Origin of the sequence: Pectobacterium atrosepticum (genome assembly GCA_019056595.1) — a bacterium.
Taxonomy (GTDB): Bacteria; Pseudomonadota; Gammaproteobacteria; order Enterobacterales; family Enterobacteriaceae; genus Pectobacterium; species Pectobacterium atrosepticum.
In genome coordinates this window covers 3,140,261-3,160,204 of record CP036163.1, presented here as the reverse complement: position 1 = coordinate 3,160,204, position 19,944 = coordinate 3,140,261, and the positions used below count along the sequence as shown (strand labels likewise).

Here is a 19,944-nt window from a genome sequence, read left to right as displayed (position 1 = left end):
CATCGCCTCACTTAGCCAAACTCACGCAGGCGATAAAGAAGGCGGATAAGTGGCGAAGGCTTTTTGTCATTGTTGACCTGCTCGCCAGTAACCACCACAGTCGCCGTCGTGCCAGCTGGGTAGAGGTCGCCCATTTGCCGATCGAGGCGAATTTTTACCGGCACGCGCTGCGCTAAACGCACCCACTCCAGATTAGAATCTACGTTAGCCAGGCCTTTAGTATTCGCACTGTTGCTGCTGTTATTTATCCCAGCCGCCACGCTATCAACGGTGCCGTAAAATATCTTTTCGCTACCCAGCGGGGTGATTTCCGCACGATAGCCACGGCGAACGCCTTCGAGCTTGGTCTCTTCCATGTACGCCAGCAGGTAAAACGAATCCTTCTTCACCAGCGCGACCGCCGTATTACCGCGTTCAATGAACTCGCCGCTTTGCACATGCAGGTTGGTGACCCAGCCGTCAGCAGGCGCGCGTACCACGGTACGATCCAACTCCAATTTCGCCAGAGACATTACCGCCTGCGCTTTAGCAAGCTGGTGCGTTGCGGTTTCTAGCGCATTGTTGGACTGATCGATATTTTCCTGTGACATCGCACTGACGCCCAGCCGCGCACGACGTCCTGATTCCCGGCGTTTTTCCGTCACCAGCGCCTGATAGTAAGCAACATCGGCTTCCGCCTGCGCCACGGCCTGGTGGTAACGCGGCTGGTCGATGACAAACAGCACATCGCCTTTGTTCACCAACTGATTGTCCGTGACACGAACGTCGGTCAGCAACCCGCTGACGTCCGGCGCGATCGCCACCACATCCGCCGTAAATTTGGCATCTCGCGTCCAGGGCGATTCGGTATAAAACGCCCAGACACGAAAAATGGCCACAATCGCACACAGCACAATCACCAGCGTGATGACCACACGACTCAGTTTTTTGGTCAGCGCGGCCTGCTGCCTAAACAAGGTTAAAAAGAAACTTTTCACAGACGCCTCACAGACCGTAACGGAACAGTAAATAGAACAAGCAGCAGAACAGCGCGCTGTTAAACAGCGCAGGATGCCAAACGAAGTCATAGATACCCGTCGGTTGCAGCAGACGGTTCACAACAAAAAATAGGGTCAGCGACACCATCAAGACAAAAAATACGGGGGGAAATGACAGCCCGAACAGCACCATAACCGGGAGTGAACTCATCCTCTTTTCCTTTTTTCTAGTAGATAGCGGTAGCGAGCAAGTGTGCTACCGGATGGTCAATTATGTGGTGCAATAACGCAGCGTAGTGCTGACGTTCAGCATCGACAAAAGCGCTTCATCCCGCAGGCTGACGGCCAACGGATTGGATAGCGTTAAACTGATGAGTAGCGATGTCAGCAGGGACTGACTAACGATGGGGAATCAGCGTATTACTCTATACCCGTCATACTTCAAGCTGCATGTGCGTTAGCTGCGTTCACTCACCCGAATCACTTACCTGTGTAAGCTCATCGGGATGAAATGAGAGACATCCTGTCTCTCACCGAAGGCCAGCCGTTGGCTGGTCAAATTCGTTCCAGACGAATTTGTCCCTCGCTTGCCGCGTTATTCGGCCTGATGGCCTCACCCCTTCGGGGTCAGCGCAAGCTCTGTTCAAAAACACCTTGCCGTTTTTGTCCTGCAACTCGAATTATTTAGGCTATATATTGGATAAATAATTATTGGGGAGCCTTGAGCGGACAATGTTCCACTCGGTATCACCGGATAGGCTATATTATGGATGCTTATTATCACCTTATCTACATAGTGTGATCTAAATCACTTTTAAGCCAGAGTGAATAATGGAAAGACTAAAGAGTATGTCGGTGTTTGCCCGCGTGGTGGAATGTGGTTCTTTTACCGCCGCCGCACGCCAGTTGCAGATGAGCGTATCCGCCGTCAGCCAGACCGTCTCCAAGCTTGAAGATGAACTACAGATTAAGCTGCTGAACCGCAGTACGCGCAGTATTGGTCTGACGGAAGCGGGAAAAATTTACTATCACGGCTGCCGTAGAATGCTACATGAAGCTCATGAGGTACACGAACAGCTTTATGCCTTCAACAACACGCCGATCGGCACGCTACGCATTGGTAGTTCGTCTACCATGGCGCAGAATGTGTTATCCACCATGACTGCCGCGATGCTGAAGGAATATCCTGGTTTGTCCGTCAATCTGGTCACCGGCATTCCGGCTCCCGACCTGATCGCCGACGGACTGGATATCGTTATCCGCGTCGGTGCACTACAGGATTCCACCCTGTTTTCGAAACGTTTAGGCTCGATGCCGATGGTGGTCTGTGCCGCGAAAAGCTATCTGGCGCAGCACGGCACGCCGGATAAGCCAGCAGATATGGTGAATTTTTCCTGGCTGGAATACAGCGTGCGGCCCGACAGTGAATTCGAACTGATTGCACCGGAAGGCATTTCGACCCGCGTCACACCACAGGGGCGCTTTGTCACCAACGATCCGCAAACGCTGGTACGCTGGCTCAAGATCGGAGCGGGTATCGCGTATATTCCGCTCATGTGGATTGTGGACGAAATCAATCGTGGCGAAATCGAGATTCTATTCAACCGCTACCACTCCGATCCGCGCCCGGTCTACGCGCTTTACACCCGCAAAGACAACCTGCCGCTAAAAGTACAGGTCTGCATTAACTATATGACGGAATACTTCAAGAACGTCGCCCTTACATATCAAAGCTATCGGCAGGATCATGGCGAGGACAAAAAGTAGGTTTTGCAAAGAGAAAATGCGAAGCGTTTTCCTCTTTCATATAAAACGCATCCCCATCCCAGCATCTGTGCGTTATACCTCTCTCTTCGTTCAGGAGAGTAAAATCACATGGATAACGTACGAATAAATTCGTACAATACGGGTGAGGGGATGGGGTTCAAGAATGCCAAAAAGCAGCTTATCGTCTGTTTGCAGTCAGGTAATGTGCTGCATGAAGCCAGAGGGAATATCAGCACGAAGAATTTGCTGGCAATCGGACAAATATCAATAACATAACTCATTGATATTATTTATAAATCAACGGGGACATCCTACTCTTCTTCACCCCATCATTTTGCAGCACATGTTGATGTTCATATCATCCGTTGCCGCTATCGAGGAGTGCCGTGGTATATCAAGTGGTACTTTACCGAGCCGGATTGTGTCTTTATTAGCGTCCACCATTGAGGCGATGACATGAAAATTTTCAAAGTCGGCGATACACAGGCAACGCTCTGTAATACCTGCCAATCATATGAAACAGCGACGTTTCAACTTAAAGACGTCCCATTCAGTGATAACAGTGGCGTGGTGAGACAGGTTCTAGTGGGCGTTTGCGATCGCTGCGGGAATGTTGCCATCATCCCTCATCAGTCCACCCCCATGATTAAGAAAGCACTAGATGTGCAGCGTAAAGCACTGGAAAGTCGAGTCCCCGCGCACATGATAGACATCCTAAATCTGGCAAGCTGCGAATTAGGTGGGGAACCCGATTTTATTCCCACCCTGATGAAATACTATCTTCACACTCTGGCGGCTGACCACGCAGCGGCAAAAGATATCCCGCGTTTTCTACAAAGTGATTTGGCAAAAGGAAAATCCGAGAAGCGCCTTTCTCTTAAAGGCAGACATGTTGCGACAGACATTGACGTACTAAAAACCACGACAAACATCTCCAGCACAACAGACCTGTTAAAAGGCATTGTTCTCAAAATTAAGGAAGATGTTTTGGTACAGAGGGATGAGATACACATCAAGCAGCTCAAATCGATTATTGCTGCCGTGTCCTGATTTTGTGATCTGCTACATTGCGATCCACAACATAACAGCTCCCTAGAAAAAACCGCGCTGATAAAAGCGCGGTTTCAAAGGGGACTCTGGGTATCAGAACGAATTATGCGGTGCCGCCGACGGTCAGGCTTTCCAGCTTCAGCGTAGGCTGACCAACGCCGACTGGCAGGCTTTGGCCTTCTTTGCCACACACGCCAACGCCTTTATCCAGCGCCAGATCGTTTCCGACCATAGAGATCTGCTGCATCGCTTCAATGCCGGAACCAATCAGCGTCGCGCCTTTGACTGGCGTGGTGATACGACCCTTTTCGATCAGGTACGCTTCGGATGTCGAGAAGACGAACTTGCCAGAGGTGATATCAACCTGACCGCCACCAAAGTTTGGCGCATACAGACCGTATTCAACGCTGGAGATAATCTCTTCCGGCGTGGATTTCCCAGCCAACATGTAGGTGTTTGTCATACGCGGCATCGGCAGATGCGCATAAGACTCGCGGCGACCGTTGCCGGTCGGCGCTACGCCCATCAGACGAGCGTTCAGCTTGTCCTGCATATACCCTTTCAGAATGCCGTTTTCGATCAGGATATTGTATTGTCCCGGGACACCTTCGTCATCCATAGAGAGAGAACCACGACGTCCGGTCAGCGTACCGTCATCCACCACCGTACACAGTTCTGACGCGACAAGTTTGCCCATCTGTCCGCTGAACACTGACGTACCGCGACGGTTAAAATCACCTTCCAGACCGTGACCGACCGCTTCATGCAGCAGCACGCCCGGCCAGCCTGCGCCCAGCACCACAGGCATCGGCCCTGCGGGAGCAGCCACAGCAGACAGGTTAACCAGTGCCATACGTACCGCTTCTTTCGCCCACGCATCAACGCGAGGTTCGCCGTCCGTCACTTCCCAGAAATACTCATAGCCGCCACGTGTGCCGCCGCCGCTACCGCCGCGCTCACGTTTACCTTCCTCTTCGACCAGCACGCTGATCGACAGACGAACCAGAGGACGCACATCTGCCGCTAGCGTGCCGTCCGTCGCAGCCACCAACACCAGCTCATACACGCCGGTCAAGCTAGCTGACACTTCCTGCACCCGCGTATCGGCAGCACGTGCGACCGTATCAGCACGTTGCAACAGCGCAATCTTATCTTCACGCGTCAGGCTATCGAGTGGATTCAACGTTGGATAGAGCGCACGATGCGATACTTCACCCAGCGTGCGAACCGTACCGGTGCCCTGTTCCCGCACAATGCTGCGTGCTGCCTGCGCACTCTGGTGCAATGCATTCAGCGTGATCTGATCGGCATACGCAAATCCGGTTTTTTCACCGTCAATCGCACGGATACCAACACCTTGATCGATGTTATAGGAACCGTCTTTGATGATGCGATCTTCCAGCACCCAGGATTCATGGTAGCTGGATTGGAAATAGAGGTCGGCATAATCCAGTCGACGCTCATTAAGCGACCCCAGCACAGCGGCGAGATCGTCAAGATTCAATTTGTTGGCGGTGAGTAACTGCTCACTGACAAACGAAAGGCTCATAGTTTTTCACTCTTTATCAAATAATCGGCTGAGTACGCTGCGCTGCCCTAACGGCATTATTCGCCTTTCTTCTTGTTCGGCTCACGCAGCACTTCCTGAATCTTTGGCTGATCGAGGCTACCGGAAATCTGGTAGCGAATCAGCGAAATCTTGTTCCATAGCGGTGCCAGTACTTTACTGGCAGCAAACACCGCGGCACCCACAACCGGATTGACGGCAAATGCAGTCGCCACGCCCACTGTCGCAGAAATTTCCGGGGCGATAACCGCTTCCATATTGACCTGTCGCTTAGCGAGGTCGAGATCGCCTTTCATCGCGATGTCCGCCTCCAACCCGTCGATCAGCATATCATCAGTATGCAGCACGCCATCTTTAATCCATGCGGTACTGCTAATCGAGTCGAAATAGAATCCACGACCAAACGTATCACTAAAATCGAACCGCAGCTTACGCATCAGCGCATCGAAGCTCAATAAACGCAGTAATTGACCCGCTTGACCGGCACCGACTTCGGCAATTTCACCTTTGCCAATGCGCGTGTGCAATATTCCACTCAGGCTGGCAATATCCGGTGCCCAAGGCGTCCCGCGCCAATACAGATCGTAATCTACATCGAAAGAACCGGCCTTCAGCGGTGAATCTACACCAAACCAGTTAGCATTCTGTTCCAGACTATCTCCCGTCAGGCGGCCTTTTAGCGCAGTCCGCACGCCTTCTGCGTTTTCCTGCCAGGACCCGTTTACCGTCAGACGAGCCTTGCCTGTATCAATGATACCGTCCGTCAGCGTTAACTTTTCCTTTTCTGGCAACATCGTTCCCTGAATACGTCCCATATTCTGCCCGATAATCCAGCACTGGCGACAGTTAACCGCCAGCGACGGCCAGTCCTCAAAACTGATACTCGGGTCATTCAGCGGCGACTTTTTCTCCGCCAGCGCCACCGGGTTGGTCGCTTCGTTGCCTTTCCACTGAGGATTGTAGTAGAGATAATTGATGTCGCTGCGCCACATGCCGCGATTGGGTATCTCAACCTTTCCGTCAATTTCACGTCCTTTCGCCTGTACTTCGCTGCCGCCAAGCGTATTTTTTCGCGTAATTTCCAGATCGTGCCACTGCTGTCCTAACAGTTGTAGCTCAGGCGTTCGCAGCGTTATCGCTTCAGGAAAACGAAGATAACTATGTGCTTTTTTCCCTTCCGACGACGTCGAGGCTCGCAGCGATGGCAGAAGCCCCAGCCAACTTTCTGCATCCAGCGGCGGGAGATCGAGCACCAAAGCGGAATCTTCTGGTAATGCCGGTGCCGTTGCTGCCGCATTCTGCCAGCTTGCTCGCGACAGCATCACGGTGTCGCCTTTCAGCAACCATTGGCTATTGAAACGGTTATCTTTGCCCACTCGACCCTGCATAGTAAAACCATTCAGGTCACCGCTGGCTTTAACTTCCAGCGGCAGGTTCTCGCCAGCAGGCTTATTTAGCGGGTTAGGTAAGTGACTACTTACTTTATTTAAATCAGCTTGTACATCAACATCGTAGGTTGTTTTACCCGAGTGCGACAGGTTGACAGCAACCGTACTTTTCCAGTTAGCCGCGCCGGACAACGCTTTGCTTGCCGACGCCGGTAAACCGGGCAATAGCGCTGGCTGCCAGTCTCCCTGCAAGCCCACATTCACCAGAAAAGCCTTCGCTTGCTCTTCCGTCGTAAAATTGACCGCCATCGGCTGATTCAGCCAATTCGCCTGTAGCGTTTCACTGCGTAAATTACCGTTTTCATAGCGGAACTTACCCGTGAGATTATTAATCGTGGTATCCAGCGGTTTGATGTACAGGCTGTTATTATTCAGCGCGATATCGCCGCTAGCGCGGACATCGTCACCGACGAGCGGAATATCCAGATGCAGCGTGCCTTTCACCGGCCCGCCAATTTTCAGCTCATCCAGCGCGGTGCCCAGCGAGGATTTCAGCGGTGTCTGATGAAAATAGTTGCCCACTTCAGGCCCTGGACCGTCCAGTTCGCCATCAATAAGCAGCATCTCTTTTTCATAATCAGGAATGACCGCGCTAATATTTTTGCCTTCCACCTTACCCAGCCAGGTTTGCGGCGCAAACATCCACAGACCGTTATTGGCAAAATCCAGATTGATATCCAGCGGCGTTAGCGCAGGCCAGCCCGGCTGGAACTCAAAGGTGGCATCCTTAACCGGCACCCAGACTTCAAACTGGCCTTCGTTGTGGGTATACGGGAAATGCTGCGGATTACCGGCAAAGATCAGCGTCGCATTATCGACGCGGCCACCTTTCAGCGCACCGCTCAGATAGTCCACCAAATCAGTGCCCATAAACAGTTCAGGATAGTAGCGCCAGGCATCCGCCGCATCGGTCAGCCGGATCCCCGCCAGAATATCCAGTTTCGGTTCCTGTTTTACTGGCTGTTCGTAACGGAAATCACCGTTAGCCCATAGTGATTTCGCCTGTACATCCAGCCCATGGCTCCAGAGCGACAGGCCTTGCGCATCATTACGCCAGTCTATCGTACCGCTGGCCTGCTTGATTTCCAGCGGTGCGCGGAACATATCCACATAGGGCAGCGTACTCTGCTTTAACGCTACGCTGACCTGACCACGCTCGACGCTACCGCGAGCAGAACCGGAGAAGTGATCGACTCCCGGCAGCAATTTCCACTGCTTCCAGCTCACATCCTGCCAATTGGCATGAAAACGGCTTCTCTCTGGCTGTTGCAGAGGGATATCGACGGCAACGGAATTCAATGTACCCATCGGTTGCAGCTCATCCCAGCGCGCTTTCAAGGCTGGCGTTGTGCCGGACAACAAAGGAAGCAGCGTGCTCACACGCTCCAGCGCCAGATTACTAGCTCGAATGCGCAGCTCTTCCTGCCGATCGGGCCCCAGCATGTGTTCATTTTTCGGCAACCACAGGGCGGAAAGCCGACCTTTCGGCCAAGCGACGCCATCCGTTGCCAGATTCAACGTGGGAACATCCACCTGCCAGCCATTTTCCTGACGGCTGACATGTAACGTCATATCATCCACGTTCAGGCGATGCGCGTCACTTCCCTCACCCCAGCTTGCCGTCCCCTGATTAAGGCGTACATCACCACTGTGGATGCCACCATCACGGACATTGAGCCACGCCGCCAGACTAAAATCTGCGCTTTCCAGCCCAGTGTTGTTTTTCATCCAGCGGCTGAGCCACGGCTTCATATCAATATTGTCAGCTTGCAGGTAGAACGTACCGTTGCCAAGCAACCCCTGCTCATCGCGCAAATCCATGCGCATCTGCACCACACCGTGCTGGCCGTTAAAACTCGACAGGCTGATCAACCCTTCTGCGCGGTGACGTTTGTCGGAGTTCAGCCAGGTCAGTTGAGGAATACTCAGCTCCGCTCGGGAACCGGAAGGGGTAAGAAAGGTAATCTGGCTATCACGCAGATCAAAGTGGTCAAACTGGCGCAGGAAAAGATCGCTGACCTTTCCTGACTCCATCAGTTTGCTATCCTGCTGCTGCCCAGTAAATTGGCTATTAAGATCAAGCTTTAACTGATGAAATGTAAGATCGCGAAACTGCCAGCGCCCGTGCAGCAGCGACTGCCACACATCCAGCGCCAGCGTAATGCGATCAACCTGCCAGTCAGATTCCGGCAGAGACGTGCGAAATTTTTCAATTTCCAGCGTGGGGCCAAAGGACTCCCAGCGCCCTGTCATTGAGCCGATTTCTAACGGAACACCGGCAGCAGACTGCGCCCAGGCCACCAACTGTGGCCGGAAATGATCGAGCTGTGGCAGCACCAGTCTTAAGCCGCTGACTAACAGCGCAACCATCACGACAAGAGTGGCACCCGTGATGACTAATATTCCGGGCAGTCGCCTCACTAATTTCTCCTTCTTTCGTCGCCGACGACGAGCGCACGAATTTACATCATTACGACGTCAAACTGCTCCTGGCTATACAGGGGTTCGATTTGTACTTTGACCTGCTTGCCGACGAAAATTTCAACCTCAGCTAACGCGTGCGACTCTTCACTTCTCAGCGCTTCCCCGACAGCCGGTGAGGCATAGACTAGGAAACGGTCGGTGTCATAAGCGTGGTGGACGCGCACGATTTCACGCATGATTTCATAGCAGACGCTTTCTACCGTCTTCACAGTGCCACGACCATGACATGTCGGGCATTCATGACACAACACGTGTTCGATACTCTCACGCGTGCGTTTGCGCGTCATCTCGACTAATCCTAGTTGAGAGAAGCCGTTAATACTGGTTTTGACTCGATCTTTACTCAGCGCCTGCTCCAGTGAATGCAGCACCCGCCGACGGTGATCTTCGTTATTCATATCGATGAAATCGATAATGATGATGCCACCGAGGTTACGCAGACGCAGCTGTCGCGCAATAGCCTGCGTCGCTTCCGTATTGGTATTGAAAATGGTTTCATCCAGATTGCGGTGGCCGACAAATGCTCCCGTGTTGATGTCAACGGTCGTCATGGCTTCTGTCTGATCGATGATCAAATAGCCACCGGACTTCAGTTCAACCTTTCTGTCCAGTGAACGCTGGATCTCATTTTCCACATCAAACAGGTCAAAAATCGGCTGCTTACCCGCATAGTGTTCGAGTTTGCGCGTCATCTCTGGGATATATTCGGAGGTAAATTCCAGCAGCGCTTCATACGTCAGGCGGGAGTCAATCCGAATACGATCCAGCGCAGCGCCGGCAAAATCACGTAAGATTCGCTGTGCGAGCGCCACTTCACCGTAGAGCTTACATTTGCTCTGGTTACGCTTTTTGCGCTCCATCACCTTGCCCCACAGGCGCTTCAGGAAGGCCGCATCCTGCGAGAGTTCTTCTTCACCGATCCCTTCCGCTGCGGTACGAATGATAAAACCACCGTCATCATCGCAATAGTCAGCGACCGTTTTCTTTAAGCGATCGCGTTCCACTTCACTCTCAATGCGCTGTGAAACACCAACGTGCGATGCTCCAGGCATGAACACCAGATAGCGCGACGGCAGTGTGATGTCGGTAGTCAGACGCGCGCCTTTGGTTCCCAGCGGATCTTTGACCACCTGAACCATAAGGTCCTGTCCCTGACGCACCAGCTCGGCGATATCACGGACGTGAAAATTCTTTTGTTCGTCACCGGCAACGCATTCGGTGTGCGGCATAATATCGGATGCGTGCAGGAACGCGGCTTTATCTAAGCCGATATCCACAAACGCCGCCTGCATGCCCGGCAGGACGCGGCTCACGCGGCCTTTATAAATGTTGCCGACAATACCGCGTTTCGCATCACGCTCAATGTGAATTTCTTGCAGAATCCCGCCGTCGATATAGGCAACGCGCGTTTCTGACGGTGTAACGTTTACCAGTAACTCAGCAGTCATGTTTTCCTCTTGCACTCCGCAATGCAGCAAAATTACTGAATAGCTCATCGGTTTCTACCAGAGGCAGCCCAACGACCGCGTAATAGCTCCCGTTAAGTGACCGGACAAAGCATCCACCTTTGCCCTGAATACCGTAAGCGCCCGCTTTATCCATCGGTTCACCGCTGGCGATATACCGTTCGATATCCTGCTGCGAAAGCGGGCGAAAGACGACATCGGTTATTACCAGACAGCTCAATATATCGTCTTTATCTGCCAGCGCGACGGCGGTCATCACCTGATGTTGTTTTCCTGATAACTGGCCCAGCATCTCTGCCGCATGAGTTTCGTCCTGCGGTTTTTCCAATACCTGACCGTTCAGCACCACGATGGTATCCGCACCCAGAACCGGTAAATCGGACGGTGCAGCCGCGACACCCGCGGTCGCTTTTTCATGCGCCAGACGCCGGACGTAAACCTCCGCAGCTTCCTCTGGTAAACGTTGTTCTTCCACCGCGACATTCAGCACAGAAAAAGGAATATCGAGCTGCGTGAGCAGTTCGCGACGGCGGGGAGAAGCGGAGGCCAGATAAAGCTGGGTCATGAATTACCTTATTGCACAGTAAACTGACGACGAATTTTACGCATCAGCAGGAACAACCACGGCCAGAGTACGCCATCAACGACGCTATTCCAGAATGTTTCCGGCCGGAAAGAGACATTAATAACTAAAAATTCTGCCCAGAACACCGTGAGATCCATCAGCAGCGACAAGAGCATGACGATTAATGCCTGCTGCCATAACGCCATATTCCGGAACAGCTGGAATTTAAAGGCGACCAGATAAGCAACAATGCTAAGTGCCAGCGCCCGTACTCCCAGTGTAGACCCAAGAATCAGGTCCATAATCAGGCCCAACACAAATCCGGTACCGACATTCACTCGATGTGGCAAGGCCATCACCCAGTAAATCAGAAACAGCGTCAGCCAGGAGGGGCGGAACATGTAGATTTCATCCGGCCACGGCATAATCTGTAAGACCATGGCGATCAGAAAAGAAAGCCAGATAATCCAGTTGCCATGCCTGCGATAACGGTTCATTGGCGGCCTCTCTGCGGCTCAACGGCGGGCGTAGCGACATCAGGTGGAAGCGGCGGCCCCATTTCGTCAGGTGAAGGTAACACCTGCGGCATCATCTGCATCAGGCGCTCATTGGCAACCCGATGCACTTCCGCTGGCGGCAGCGACGTATTGGCGTTATTTTCCACGCCCCACAGCAACAATAGATAGCGTAGGCGCTGTAGTCCTGCCGTCGGGCGTGCCTGAATAATCGTATAGGCACGCTGCGTATCTGCTTTGACCGATGACACTACACCGACCGGATACCCTTCGGGGAAACGTCCACCGAGACCCGATGTGACTAGCACGTCACCCACTCGGATGTCTGTATTGTTAGGAAGGTGCTCTAGTTGCAGATCGTCGGTGCAGCCATTACCGGCGGCAATCACGCGGATATCATTGCGTAGCACCTGAATCGGCAACGCGTGGGAAACATCACAAATCAACAAAACTCGGCTGGTAAACTGGCCAACCGCCACAACCTGACCGACCACGCCTTTATCGCTGATGACCGGCTGCCCTTCATACACGCCGTTCGCCTGGCCTTTATCAATCACAACCTGATCGCTATAAGGGTCAGTTCCGGCGGACATCACCTGTGTCACCATCTTCTGCTCATCCTGACGCAGCGGCGAGCCCAGTAGTTCACGTAACCGCGCATTTTCCTGCTTAAGCTGGCCCAGCAGCAAAAGGTCACTGTTTTTCATCAACAGTTCCTGACGCAGTGCGGTGTTTTCAAGACCTAATTGCTCACGGGTTGCCAGTGATGCAGACATATTGTCCAGAGCCTGACGGGGCCCATTCGCCAGAAAATAGAATGGGCTGACAGTGGTATCCATGTACGTTCTGATTTTGACGAACGAACCGAGCCGACTGTCCGCAACAATCACGACAATCGCGGTAACGACAGCAAGAAAAAGTCGTAATTGCAGGGAAGGCCCCCTGCTAAAAAGCGGCTTCATAGAATTTGCGTATTCCTCGACAGCAACCTCAAATCGCCTTTGGCGATTTTTAACGTCACAAAGCAGCACCCCGTAGGGTGAGTTTCATTGAGCAGGCAAATAAAAAAGGGGTAACCACGAGAGATGAAAAACGCAGGCGTTCATCCATCCGGTCCCCCCTTTTCCAGACAGGATTACTCCTCGCTGAACAAATCGCCACCGTGCATGTCGATCATTTCCAGCGCCTTGCCACCACCACGGGCAACACAGGTCAGCGGATCTTCAGCTACCACAACCGGAATACCGGTTTCTTCCATCAGCAAACGATCCAGGTTACGCAGCAGCGCACCGCCGCCAGTTAACACCATACCGCGCTCGGAAATATCGGAGGCCAGTTCCGGTGGGCACTGTTCCAACGCTGCCATCACCGCGCTGACGATACCCGTCAACGGCTCTTGCAGCGCTTCCAGAATTTCGTTGGAGTTCAGTGTGAACCCACGCGGTACACCTTCAGCAAGGTTACGGCCGCGCACTTCAATCTCAAGCACTTCGTCGCCCGGATAAGCAGAACCGATTTCATGCTTGATACGTTCTGCCGTCGCTTCACCGATCAGTGAACCATAGTTACGACGAACGTAGTTAATGATCGCTTCGTCGAAGCGGTCACCGCCAATACGTACAGAAGAGGAGTACACCACGCCGTTCAGCGAGATCACCGCAACTTCCGTGGTACCACCACCGATATCCACAACCATAGAACCGGTTGCTTCGGATACGGGCATGCCAGCACCGATCGCTGCCGCCATTGGCTCTTCGATCAGGAACACTTCACGGGCACCTGCACCTAGCGCAGATTCGCGAATGGCACGACGCTCAACCTGCGTGGCTCCTACAGGAACACACACCAGCACGCGCGGGCTAGGACGCATAAAGCTGTCGCTATGCACTTGCTTGATGAAGTGCTGCAGCATTTTTTCCGTCACCTGGAAATCTGCAATCACACCATCTTTCATCGGGCGAATCGCCACAATATTCCCAGGCGTTCTGCCCAGCATTTGCTTAGCGTCATGACCTACCGCCGCAACGCTTTTTTGGGAACCGGCACGATCCTGACGGATCGCAACCACAGAGGGTTCATTCAGTATGATGCCCTGCCCTTTAACATAAATCAGGGTATTGGCGGTACCCAGGTCGATGGACAAGTCGTTGGAAAACATGCCACGAAATTTCTTAAACATAACTAAAGGATAATCCTGCAAGCTGGGGGCGAAAAATAAATCCGCCTACTTTACCAACCACACGAAGCAGCGACAAGGCACGAAAAGGCTCTGCTTCGGTGAAAAATAAGTCTGTGTTGCGCACGTCGGCGTCAGGGAGAAGGCACAGAATGCCTTCTCCTCAGGCGGCAAGGCATCTTACCACTGTCCACCCGACAGAATTGCGCTAACACAGGACATAAAATCTAACATTTAATCGGATTGGCGCTAACGTAAGCACACACTAACCGATTTAACAACCGCCTCATTCTACGTCAATTTGAACAGGACGTTTATACTAAACACGATGCTGCGGTGAATATTTTTTCAGCTCATCTGTTACAAGGACTGATGTGGCAAAAAAATCGCCTTGCCCACCATAAACTCCCTTGCCCAACAGCATCCGCCACTCCTCTTTGGTACGCACACCCGCGGCAAACACCCGCGTTTGCGTTCCTTTACACGCCTCGGTCAGGCTTTGTACAAAAAGCTGATTTTCTGGACGACGTTCAAGGCTGCGCACCAACCCGGGATGAAGCTTGATGATCTCCACGGGAAGTGACTTGATATACGTCGTGCTGACCAGCGTCAACCCCGCCTGCGTAACTGCCAGACGACAGCCTAATCCCAGGATCAAATTGAGAACCGGACGCAGACGGCCGATATATTGACAAACATCTGCCTCTGCAAGTTCAAATAAAATGCACTGCCGCTGCGTTTTAGGACATTGCAGCAATATTTCTTTCAGCCAACGCAAAAAAGGTTTTTGCAAAAGTGAGTCTACACTTACCGGTAGACCCAGTGTTTCTCCGGGCCAGTTCGCTGACAAATCAACAATTCGTGCAACTAGCTGCCGATCATAACTGGTCGCTAGTCCCAGTTGTTGCACCAGAGGCATATACTCGGCTGCGAGCAGTTCCTGTTCTCCGTCATAAATCCGGCTCATCATTTCACGATGATGCACAACGCCCTCTTTTGTGACCGCAGGCTTTTGATACAGTCGCGGGCCGCCGCGCGCCAACGTCTGTTCCAACAAAGTTCGCCATTTTACGCTGCCGCGACTCTTGTCTGGCACTTGCCTGTCAAACACGCACCAGCTGTTACCGCCCTGCAATACCGCATTGCGCGTTGCATCTTCCACACTTTCCATCACCTGCTCGGCGCTTTGCCCACCACGGTAGGCACAGATACCAATGTGAAGAACCTCCTCCCGGTCGATCAACGGGCAGGCAGGAAGAATATCGATGGCTTTCACCAGTTGCGTGGCAATCGCATTGGCTTCTTTTAGCGTACGGTGAGGGAGTAATACAGTGAAATCGCTGCTGAAATAACGCGCCAGCAGCGCAGAGGGATAACGCATGACAAATGTCGACAGCAGGTTTACCAGCGTAAAACGATACTCCTGAAGCACATTGCTATAGCCGTGCGTTTCCTGCAACGTTTCAAAATCTGGCACACGGATCATCATGACGATGCCGTGCGTCCCCACCTCTTCACCATCTTCCAACTGTGTGGTCAGTTGGTTATCAAAAAACAGACGATTGCTCAGCCCGGTTTCGGCATCCTGCGCGGCGAAAGCACGGATTAAGGTATCAACCCGCCCACGCTCCTCCCGCGCTTCCACTAAATCTGACAACAGTTGATCGAGCGCCCCGCTGGTATTGACCGGCCATTCACGTACCGACCCCTGCATAACCGATTCACGCTCGCCTTTGAGAATACGCTGTGCGCGCTTTTCCAACTCTTCCTGTCCGGCTGCCTGATGGCGTAACCAGCGGATGGAGAAATACAGCATCAGGAGCATCAGACCAGCAGCCAGCAACACCGACAGCGTCGACACCACGAAGCGCGGTAAACCAATCAGCGGATCGACATATTTTAAGGCAATCTCCATATTCGTATGGTGCATCAGCGGGAATTCGACCTCATGGTAGAGGTGCGTGCGTTCCCAGCCAGCCTCGGGCAGCTGTATTGAGTAGAGGGGCGAATCGTTATCCTGAATCTCCAGCGCGACAATGCCTGCCGTTTTCATCATTCCCGGTAGCCAATATTGGATGTTTTCGGGCGATTGCACTAATAATGCCTGATCGATACTGGCCGTGACCTCACGCAACTGTTGCTCGGTCCGCAACTGGCTATAATAACAGAGGCTAAATATACTACTGAAAAACATAAGAAAAATTGCGAGAAGCGTCAGCAATACTATGAGTATCGAGAATCTGGTCGTAAATCCCATCCCTGCGTCCTATTCCAAATAATTGTCATTTCTGCGAGTTTGTTGTTTTTTATCAGTTCGCATAAGTCAGCTACAACGCATAGTACCAACACTAGCGAAGGTAACTGTATTAACAAATAGTATCTGTAATAACTATACCCTAAATAATTCGAGTTGCAGGAAGGCGGCAAGAGAGGGAATCCCGATGAGCTTACACAAGTAAGTGATTCGGGTGAGTGACAAATCTGCCAAAGGCAGATTTGAACGCTGCTTGCAGCGGCCCCAGCGGGGCGAGGCACACGCAAGTGTGCCGAGTATCGCAGCCAACACACATGCAACTTGCAGTATGACGGGTATATAGTCGTTAATGACTTCCCCATTTTAATCCTGCTACAGGAGATAGCCCATGCAGGCTTTAGTTCTTGAACAGTCAGACGGACTGACCCACGCTCAGATTCGCGAGATTGACGCAGAGCAGCTTCCCGCCGGGGATGTGACTGTTGATATCAGTTGGTCTGGTATTAATTATAAAGATGCGCTTGCCATTACAGGCAAAGGCAAAATTATTCGTAATTTCCCGATGGTTCCAGGGATCGATTTTGTCGGGACCGTGCGCCACAGTGACAGCGATCGGTTTACTGTCGGTCAGCCCGTCATCCTGACCGGTTGGGGCGTGGGTGAAAACCATTGGGGCGGCCTGGCACAACAGGCGCGCGTGAAGAGCGATTGGCTGGTGCCGCTCCCCGCTTCGCTGGACGCACGTAACGCCATGATTCTTGGCACGGCAGGCTTTACTGCGATGCTGTGCGTGATGGCGCTGGAAGACGGTGGCATCACTCCGGAAAGCGGTGACATTATTGTGACGGGTGCCAGCGGTGGAGTCGGCAGCACGGCAGTCGCCCTGCTTGCAGAGCTAGGCTATCAGGTTACCGCCGTCAGCGGCCGTGCTGACAACACCGAGTATCTGAAAAAACTGGGCGCCAAACAGGTGCTGGATCGCAGCGAATTCACCGAGAGCCCTCGCCCGTTGGAAAAACAACGTTGGGCTGGCGCGGTTGATACCGTCGGCGACAACGTACTGGCGACGCTGCTGGCACAGATGGATTACAACGCAACAGTTGCTGCGTGCGGTCTGGCGGGCGGTATCGCGCTGCCAACAACCGTGATGCCATTTATTTTACGTAATGTTCGCCTGCAAGGCGTAGATTCCGTCATGGCACCGCTGGCTCGCCGTCAGCAAGCGTGGGATCGTCTGGCCGCCATTTTGCCTGAGTCGTTCTACCAGCAGGTGACACAGGAAATCGGGTTGGAAGACGTGCCCGCCGTCGCCGCTGCACTGCTGGACAACAAAGTCACAGGCCGCACGCTGGTGAAAATCAGCTAACGTATTTCGTTGATGCACCAATTTACAGAACGAAAACGATGATAATGGAATAGAAGAGTAAAGCGTCCGCGACAGGGACAAAGGTGTCAGGAACGCCTTTGAACGTCGCTTGCGACGGCCCTGAAAGGGTGAATCTCAGGGATGAGATTCATATCTGCGCGGCTCGAGCATACAAGGATGTATTCACAGCGTCTTTACGATCTATCCATTATCATCGCTCGGCGCACTATCAGTAACATAGGGTACCTGCGGGTGGCTGTTACACCCTGCAAAAAAGTATTTCATCTCTCCTACCGCGGTTTCTACCGCAATTCATCTATACTCGTCATACTTCAAGCTGCATGTGCGTTGGCTGCGTTCACTCACCCGAATCACTTACTTAAGTAAGCTCATCGGGATTCCCTCGCTTGCCGCCTTCCTGCAACTCGAATTATTTAGAGTATGTAACTAAGTGAACGGTAACCATTAAAAACGCCACCTTGCGTCAACAATAATAATGACTGGCGGGAGTTCACATGCACAAACATCGTAAGCCCACTGAAGCCGACGTTACCCCAGAATCCCTCTTTTATCAGCGTCGGCGCGTATTAAAAGCGCTGGGCATTTCCGCTGCGGCGCTCTCATTACCGCTTTCCGCACAGGCCGATCTGCTTGCCTGGTTTAAAGGCAGCGATAAACCCAAAGCCCCACCGGGTAAACCGCTCACGTTTAGCCAACCTACCGACTGGAAACTCGATCTGCCGCTCACGCCGGAAGACAAGGTCACGGGCTATAACAATTTCTATGAATTTGGGTTGGACAAAGCCGATCCGGCGGCCAATGCGGGTGGATTAAAAACCGACGGCTGGACTATCAAAATAGACGGTGATGTCGCCAAACCTCTCACGTTGGATATCGACGATTTGCTAAAACGCTTTCCGCTGGAAGAACGAATCTACCGTTTTCGCTGCGTCGAGGCATGGTCGATGGTGATTCCGTGGGTCGGGTTTGAATTGGCCAAGCTGATTAAATTCGCCGAACCCACCAGCAACGCGCGCTACGTGGCGTTTCAGACGCTTCACGATCCAGAACAAATGCCAGGACAAAAAGATCGCTTTATGGGCGGCGGGTTGGACTATCCCTATGTAGAAGGCCTACGGATGGATGAAGCCATGAACCCCTTGGCGCTGCTGGCTGTCGGTGTTTATGGCAAGACACTGCCGCCGCAGAACGGTGCGCCCATCCGGTTAGTCACACCGTGGAAATACGGATTCAAGAACATCAAATCCATCGTACATATCCGGCTCACCCGTGAGCGGCCGCCCTGCACGTGGAATCTGGCAGCACCGGACGAGTATGGCTTCTATGCCAACGTTAACCCGCATGTGGATCACCCCCGCTGGTCGCAGGCAACAGAGCGCGTCATCGGCTCAGGGGGCCTGCTTAATGTTGAGCGTCAACCTACGCTGCTGTTCAACGGCTATGCAGAACAGGTCGCCTCGCTGTATCGCGGTCTGAATCTGCGTGACAACTTCTAGCAATAGCATCCTGTCAGGATAGGAATCCACATCAGCATGAGACTGACGTTACAACACATTAATCGGCTAAAAGTGCTACTCCACCTGGCTGGTTTTCTGCCGCTGCTGTGGCTGATATTGTCAGTCGACCAAGGGTGGTTTAGCGCTGACCCAGCCAAAGATATCCAGCATTTTACCGGCCGAATGGCGCTGAAATTGCTGCTGGCGACGCTGTTGGTTACGCCACTGGCGCGCTACGGCAAGCAGCCGCTATTAATACGATGCCGACGCCTCCTCGGGCTGTGGTGCTTTTTCTGGGCGACGTTACATCTGGTGAGCTATGCACTGCTGGAGTTGGGTTTGGATCATCTGGCGCTGCTGGGCAAAGAACTGATATCCCGGCCGTATTTAACGCTGGGTATCATAAGCTGGCTGATTTTGCTGGCGCTAGCGGTGACTTCGCCACAGATAATGATGCGCAAGTTGGGATCGCAATGGCAAAAACTGCATAATTTCGTCTATTTAGTCGCCATCCTTACGCCTATCCACTATCTTTGGTCAGTTAAAACGCTGTCCCCGCAGCCTATTTTGTATGCACTCGCGGCGCTGATATTGCTGTTGCTACGTTATAAGAAATTTCGTCAATGGTGGCGCTAAACGCGGCGTTAACACAGGAAAAACCGGTTCCTAGCCACAGTGAGATTGACGCTTTCTCATCACCCGGAGCAAGAATATCTCCGCAGATAAGACCAGTATTTAGCTGCGAATTGCCACGATATGGTTATAATGCACGACTTTAATTTCTCGGGCCGG

At 52.6% G+C, this 19,944-nt stretch carries 15 protein-coding genes and 1 pseudogene; 6 read left to right on the top strand and 10 right to left on the bottom strand.

Translation table 11 applies throughout. From position 1 onward, the window contains the following. Nucleotides 1-11: 11 nt before the first annotated feature. Both aaeA and DCX48_15035 read right to left on the bottom strand, forming a co-directional pair. The gene (aaeA, locus tag DCX48_15040) at nucleotides 12-977 is read right to left on the bottom strand and encodes a p-hydroxybenzoic acid efflux pump subunit AaeA (GenBank protein ID QXE15720.1); all 966 of its coding nucleotides are present in this window, start codon (nucleotides 975-977) and stop codon (nucleotides 12-14) included. Nucleotides 978-984: 7 nt separating this feature from the next. Beyond that, nucleotides 985-1,188 (bottom strand): DUF1656 domain-containing protein, encoded by a 204-nt coding sequence (locus tag DCX48_15035; protein ID QXE15719.1) that lies wholly within the window; start codon nucleotides 1,186-1,188, stop codon nucleotides 985-987. 620 nt (nucleotides 1,189-1,808) lie between these two features. Between DCX48_15035 and aaeR the strand changes: the two genes are divergently transcribed. From aaeR to DCX48_15020, 3 genes and pseudogenes are all read left to right on the top strand, one after another. After that, complete coding sequence (gene aaeR, locus DCX48_15030; GenBank protein ID QXE15718.1) at nucleotides 1,809-2,744, top strand: HTH-type transcriptional activator AaeR; 936 nt, start codon at nucleotides 1,809-1,811, stop codon at nucleotides 2,742-2,744. 108 nt (nucleotides 2,745-2,852) lie between these two features. Continuing rightward, a pseudogene (locus DCX48_15025) lies at nucleotides 2,853-3,191 on the top strand (hypothetical protein). 9 nt (nucleotides 3,192-3,200) lie between these two features. Then, complete coding sequence (locus tag DCX48_15020) at nucleotides 3,201-3,794, top strand: hypothetical protein (GenBank protein QXE15717.1); 594 nt, start codon at nucleotides 3,201-3,203, stop codon at nucleotides 3,792-3,794. 103 nt (nucleotides 3,795-3,897) lie between these two features. Here DCX48_15020 and tldD read toward each other — a convergent pair whose 3' ends face one another. The 8 genes from tldD to csrD all read right to left on the bottom strand — a co-directional run bounded on the left by tldD (nucleotide 3,898) and on the right by csrD (nucleotide 16,272). Then, nucleotides 3,898-5,343 (bottom strand): metalloprotease TldD, encoded by a 1,446-nt coding sequence (tldD, locus tag DCX48_15015; GenBank protein QXE15716.1) that lies wholly within the window; start codon nucleotides 5,341-5,343, stop codon nucleotides 3,898-3,900. Between the two features lie 56 nt (nucleotides 5,344-5,399). Beyond that, complete coding sequence (locus tag DCX48_15010) at nucleotides 5,400-9,230, bottom strand: AsmA2 domain-containing protein (protein QXE15715.1); 3,831 nt, start codon at nucleotides 9,228-9,230, stop codon at nucleotides 5,400-5,402. 41 nt (nucleotides 9,231-9,271) lie between these two features. Next, nucleotides 9,272-10,741: a ribonuclease G gene (locus tag DCX48_15005; GenBank protein QXE15714.1), complete on the bottom strand. Its 1,470-nt coding sequence runs from the start codon at nucleotides 10,739-10,741 to the stop codon at nucleotides 9,272-9,274. Further along, on the bottom strand, nucleotides 10,731-11,324 hold the full coding sequence (locus tag DCX48_15000; GenBank protein QXE15713.1) for a septum formation inhibitor Maf: 594 nt from the start codon (nucleotides 11,322-11,324) through the stop codon (nucleotides 10,731-10,733). The genes DCX48_15005 and DCX48_15000 overlap by 11 nt, the downstream gene beginning before the upstream one ends. Nucleotides 11,325-11,332: 8 nt before the next feature. Beyond that, a complete protein-coding gene (gene mreD, locus DCX48_14995) occupies nucleotides 11,333-11,821 on the bottom strand; it encodes a rod shape-determining protein MreD (GenBank protein ID QXE15712.1) in 489 nt (162 codons plus the stop codon). Further along, nucleotides 11,818-12,801, bottom strand: coding sequence for a rod shape-determining protein MreC (gene mreC, locus DCX48_14990; GenBank protein ID QXE15711.1), 984 nt, complete (start codon nucleotides 12,799-12,801; stop codon nucleotides 11,818-11,820). The genes mreD and mreC overlap by 4 nt, the downstream gene beginning before the upstream one ends. A 173-nt stretch (nucleotides 12,802-12,974) precedes the next feature. Further along, entirely contained in the window at nucleotides 12,975-14,018 is a 1,044-nt protein-coding gene (locus DCX48_14985; GenBank protein ID QXE15710.1) for a rod shape-determining protein, read from the bottom strand. A 316-nt stretch (nucleotides 14,019-14,334) separates the two neighbouring features. Continuing rightward, complete coding sequence (gene csrD / locus DCX48_14980) at nucleotides 14,335-16,272, bottom strand: RNase E specificity factor CsrD (GenBank protein QXE15709.1); 1,938 nt, start codon at nucleotides 16,270-16,272, stop codon at nucleotides 14,335-14,337. A 385-nt stretch (nucleotides 16,273-16,657) separates the two neighbouring features. On the opposite strand from csrD, the gene DCX48_14975 reads away from it, so the two are divergent. From DCX48_14975 to msrQ, 3 genes are all read left to right on the top strand, one after another. Then, nucleotides 16,658-17,635 (top strand): oxidoreductase, encoded by a 978-nt coding sequence (locus DCX48_14975; GenBank protein QXE15708.1) that lies wholly within the window; start codon nucleotides 16,658-16,660, stop codon nucleotides 17,633-17,635. A 515-nt stretch (nucleotides 17,636-18,150) separates the two neighbouring features. Beyond that, entirely contained in the window at nucleotides 18,151-19,152 is a 1,002-nt protein-coding gene (msrP, locus tag DCX48_14970; GenBank protein QXE15707.1) for a protein-methionine-sulfoxide reductase catalytic subunit MsrP, read from the top strand. A 36-nt stretch (nucleotides 19,153-19,188) separates the two neighbouring features. Beyond that, entirely contained in the window at nucleotides 19,189-19,788 is a 600-nt protein-coding gene (gene msrQ, locus DCX48_14965; protein QXE15706.1) for a protein-methionine-sulfoxide reductase heme-binding subunit MsrQ, read from the top strand. Nucleotides 19,789-19,944: the final 156 nt, after the last annotated feature.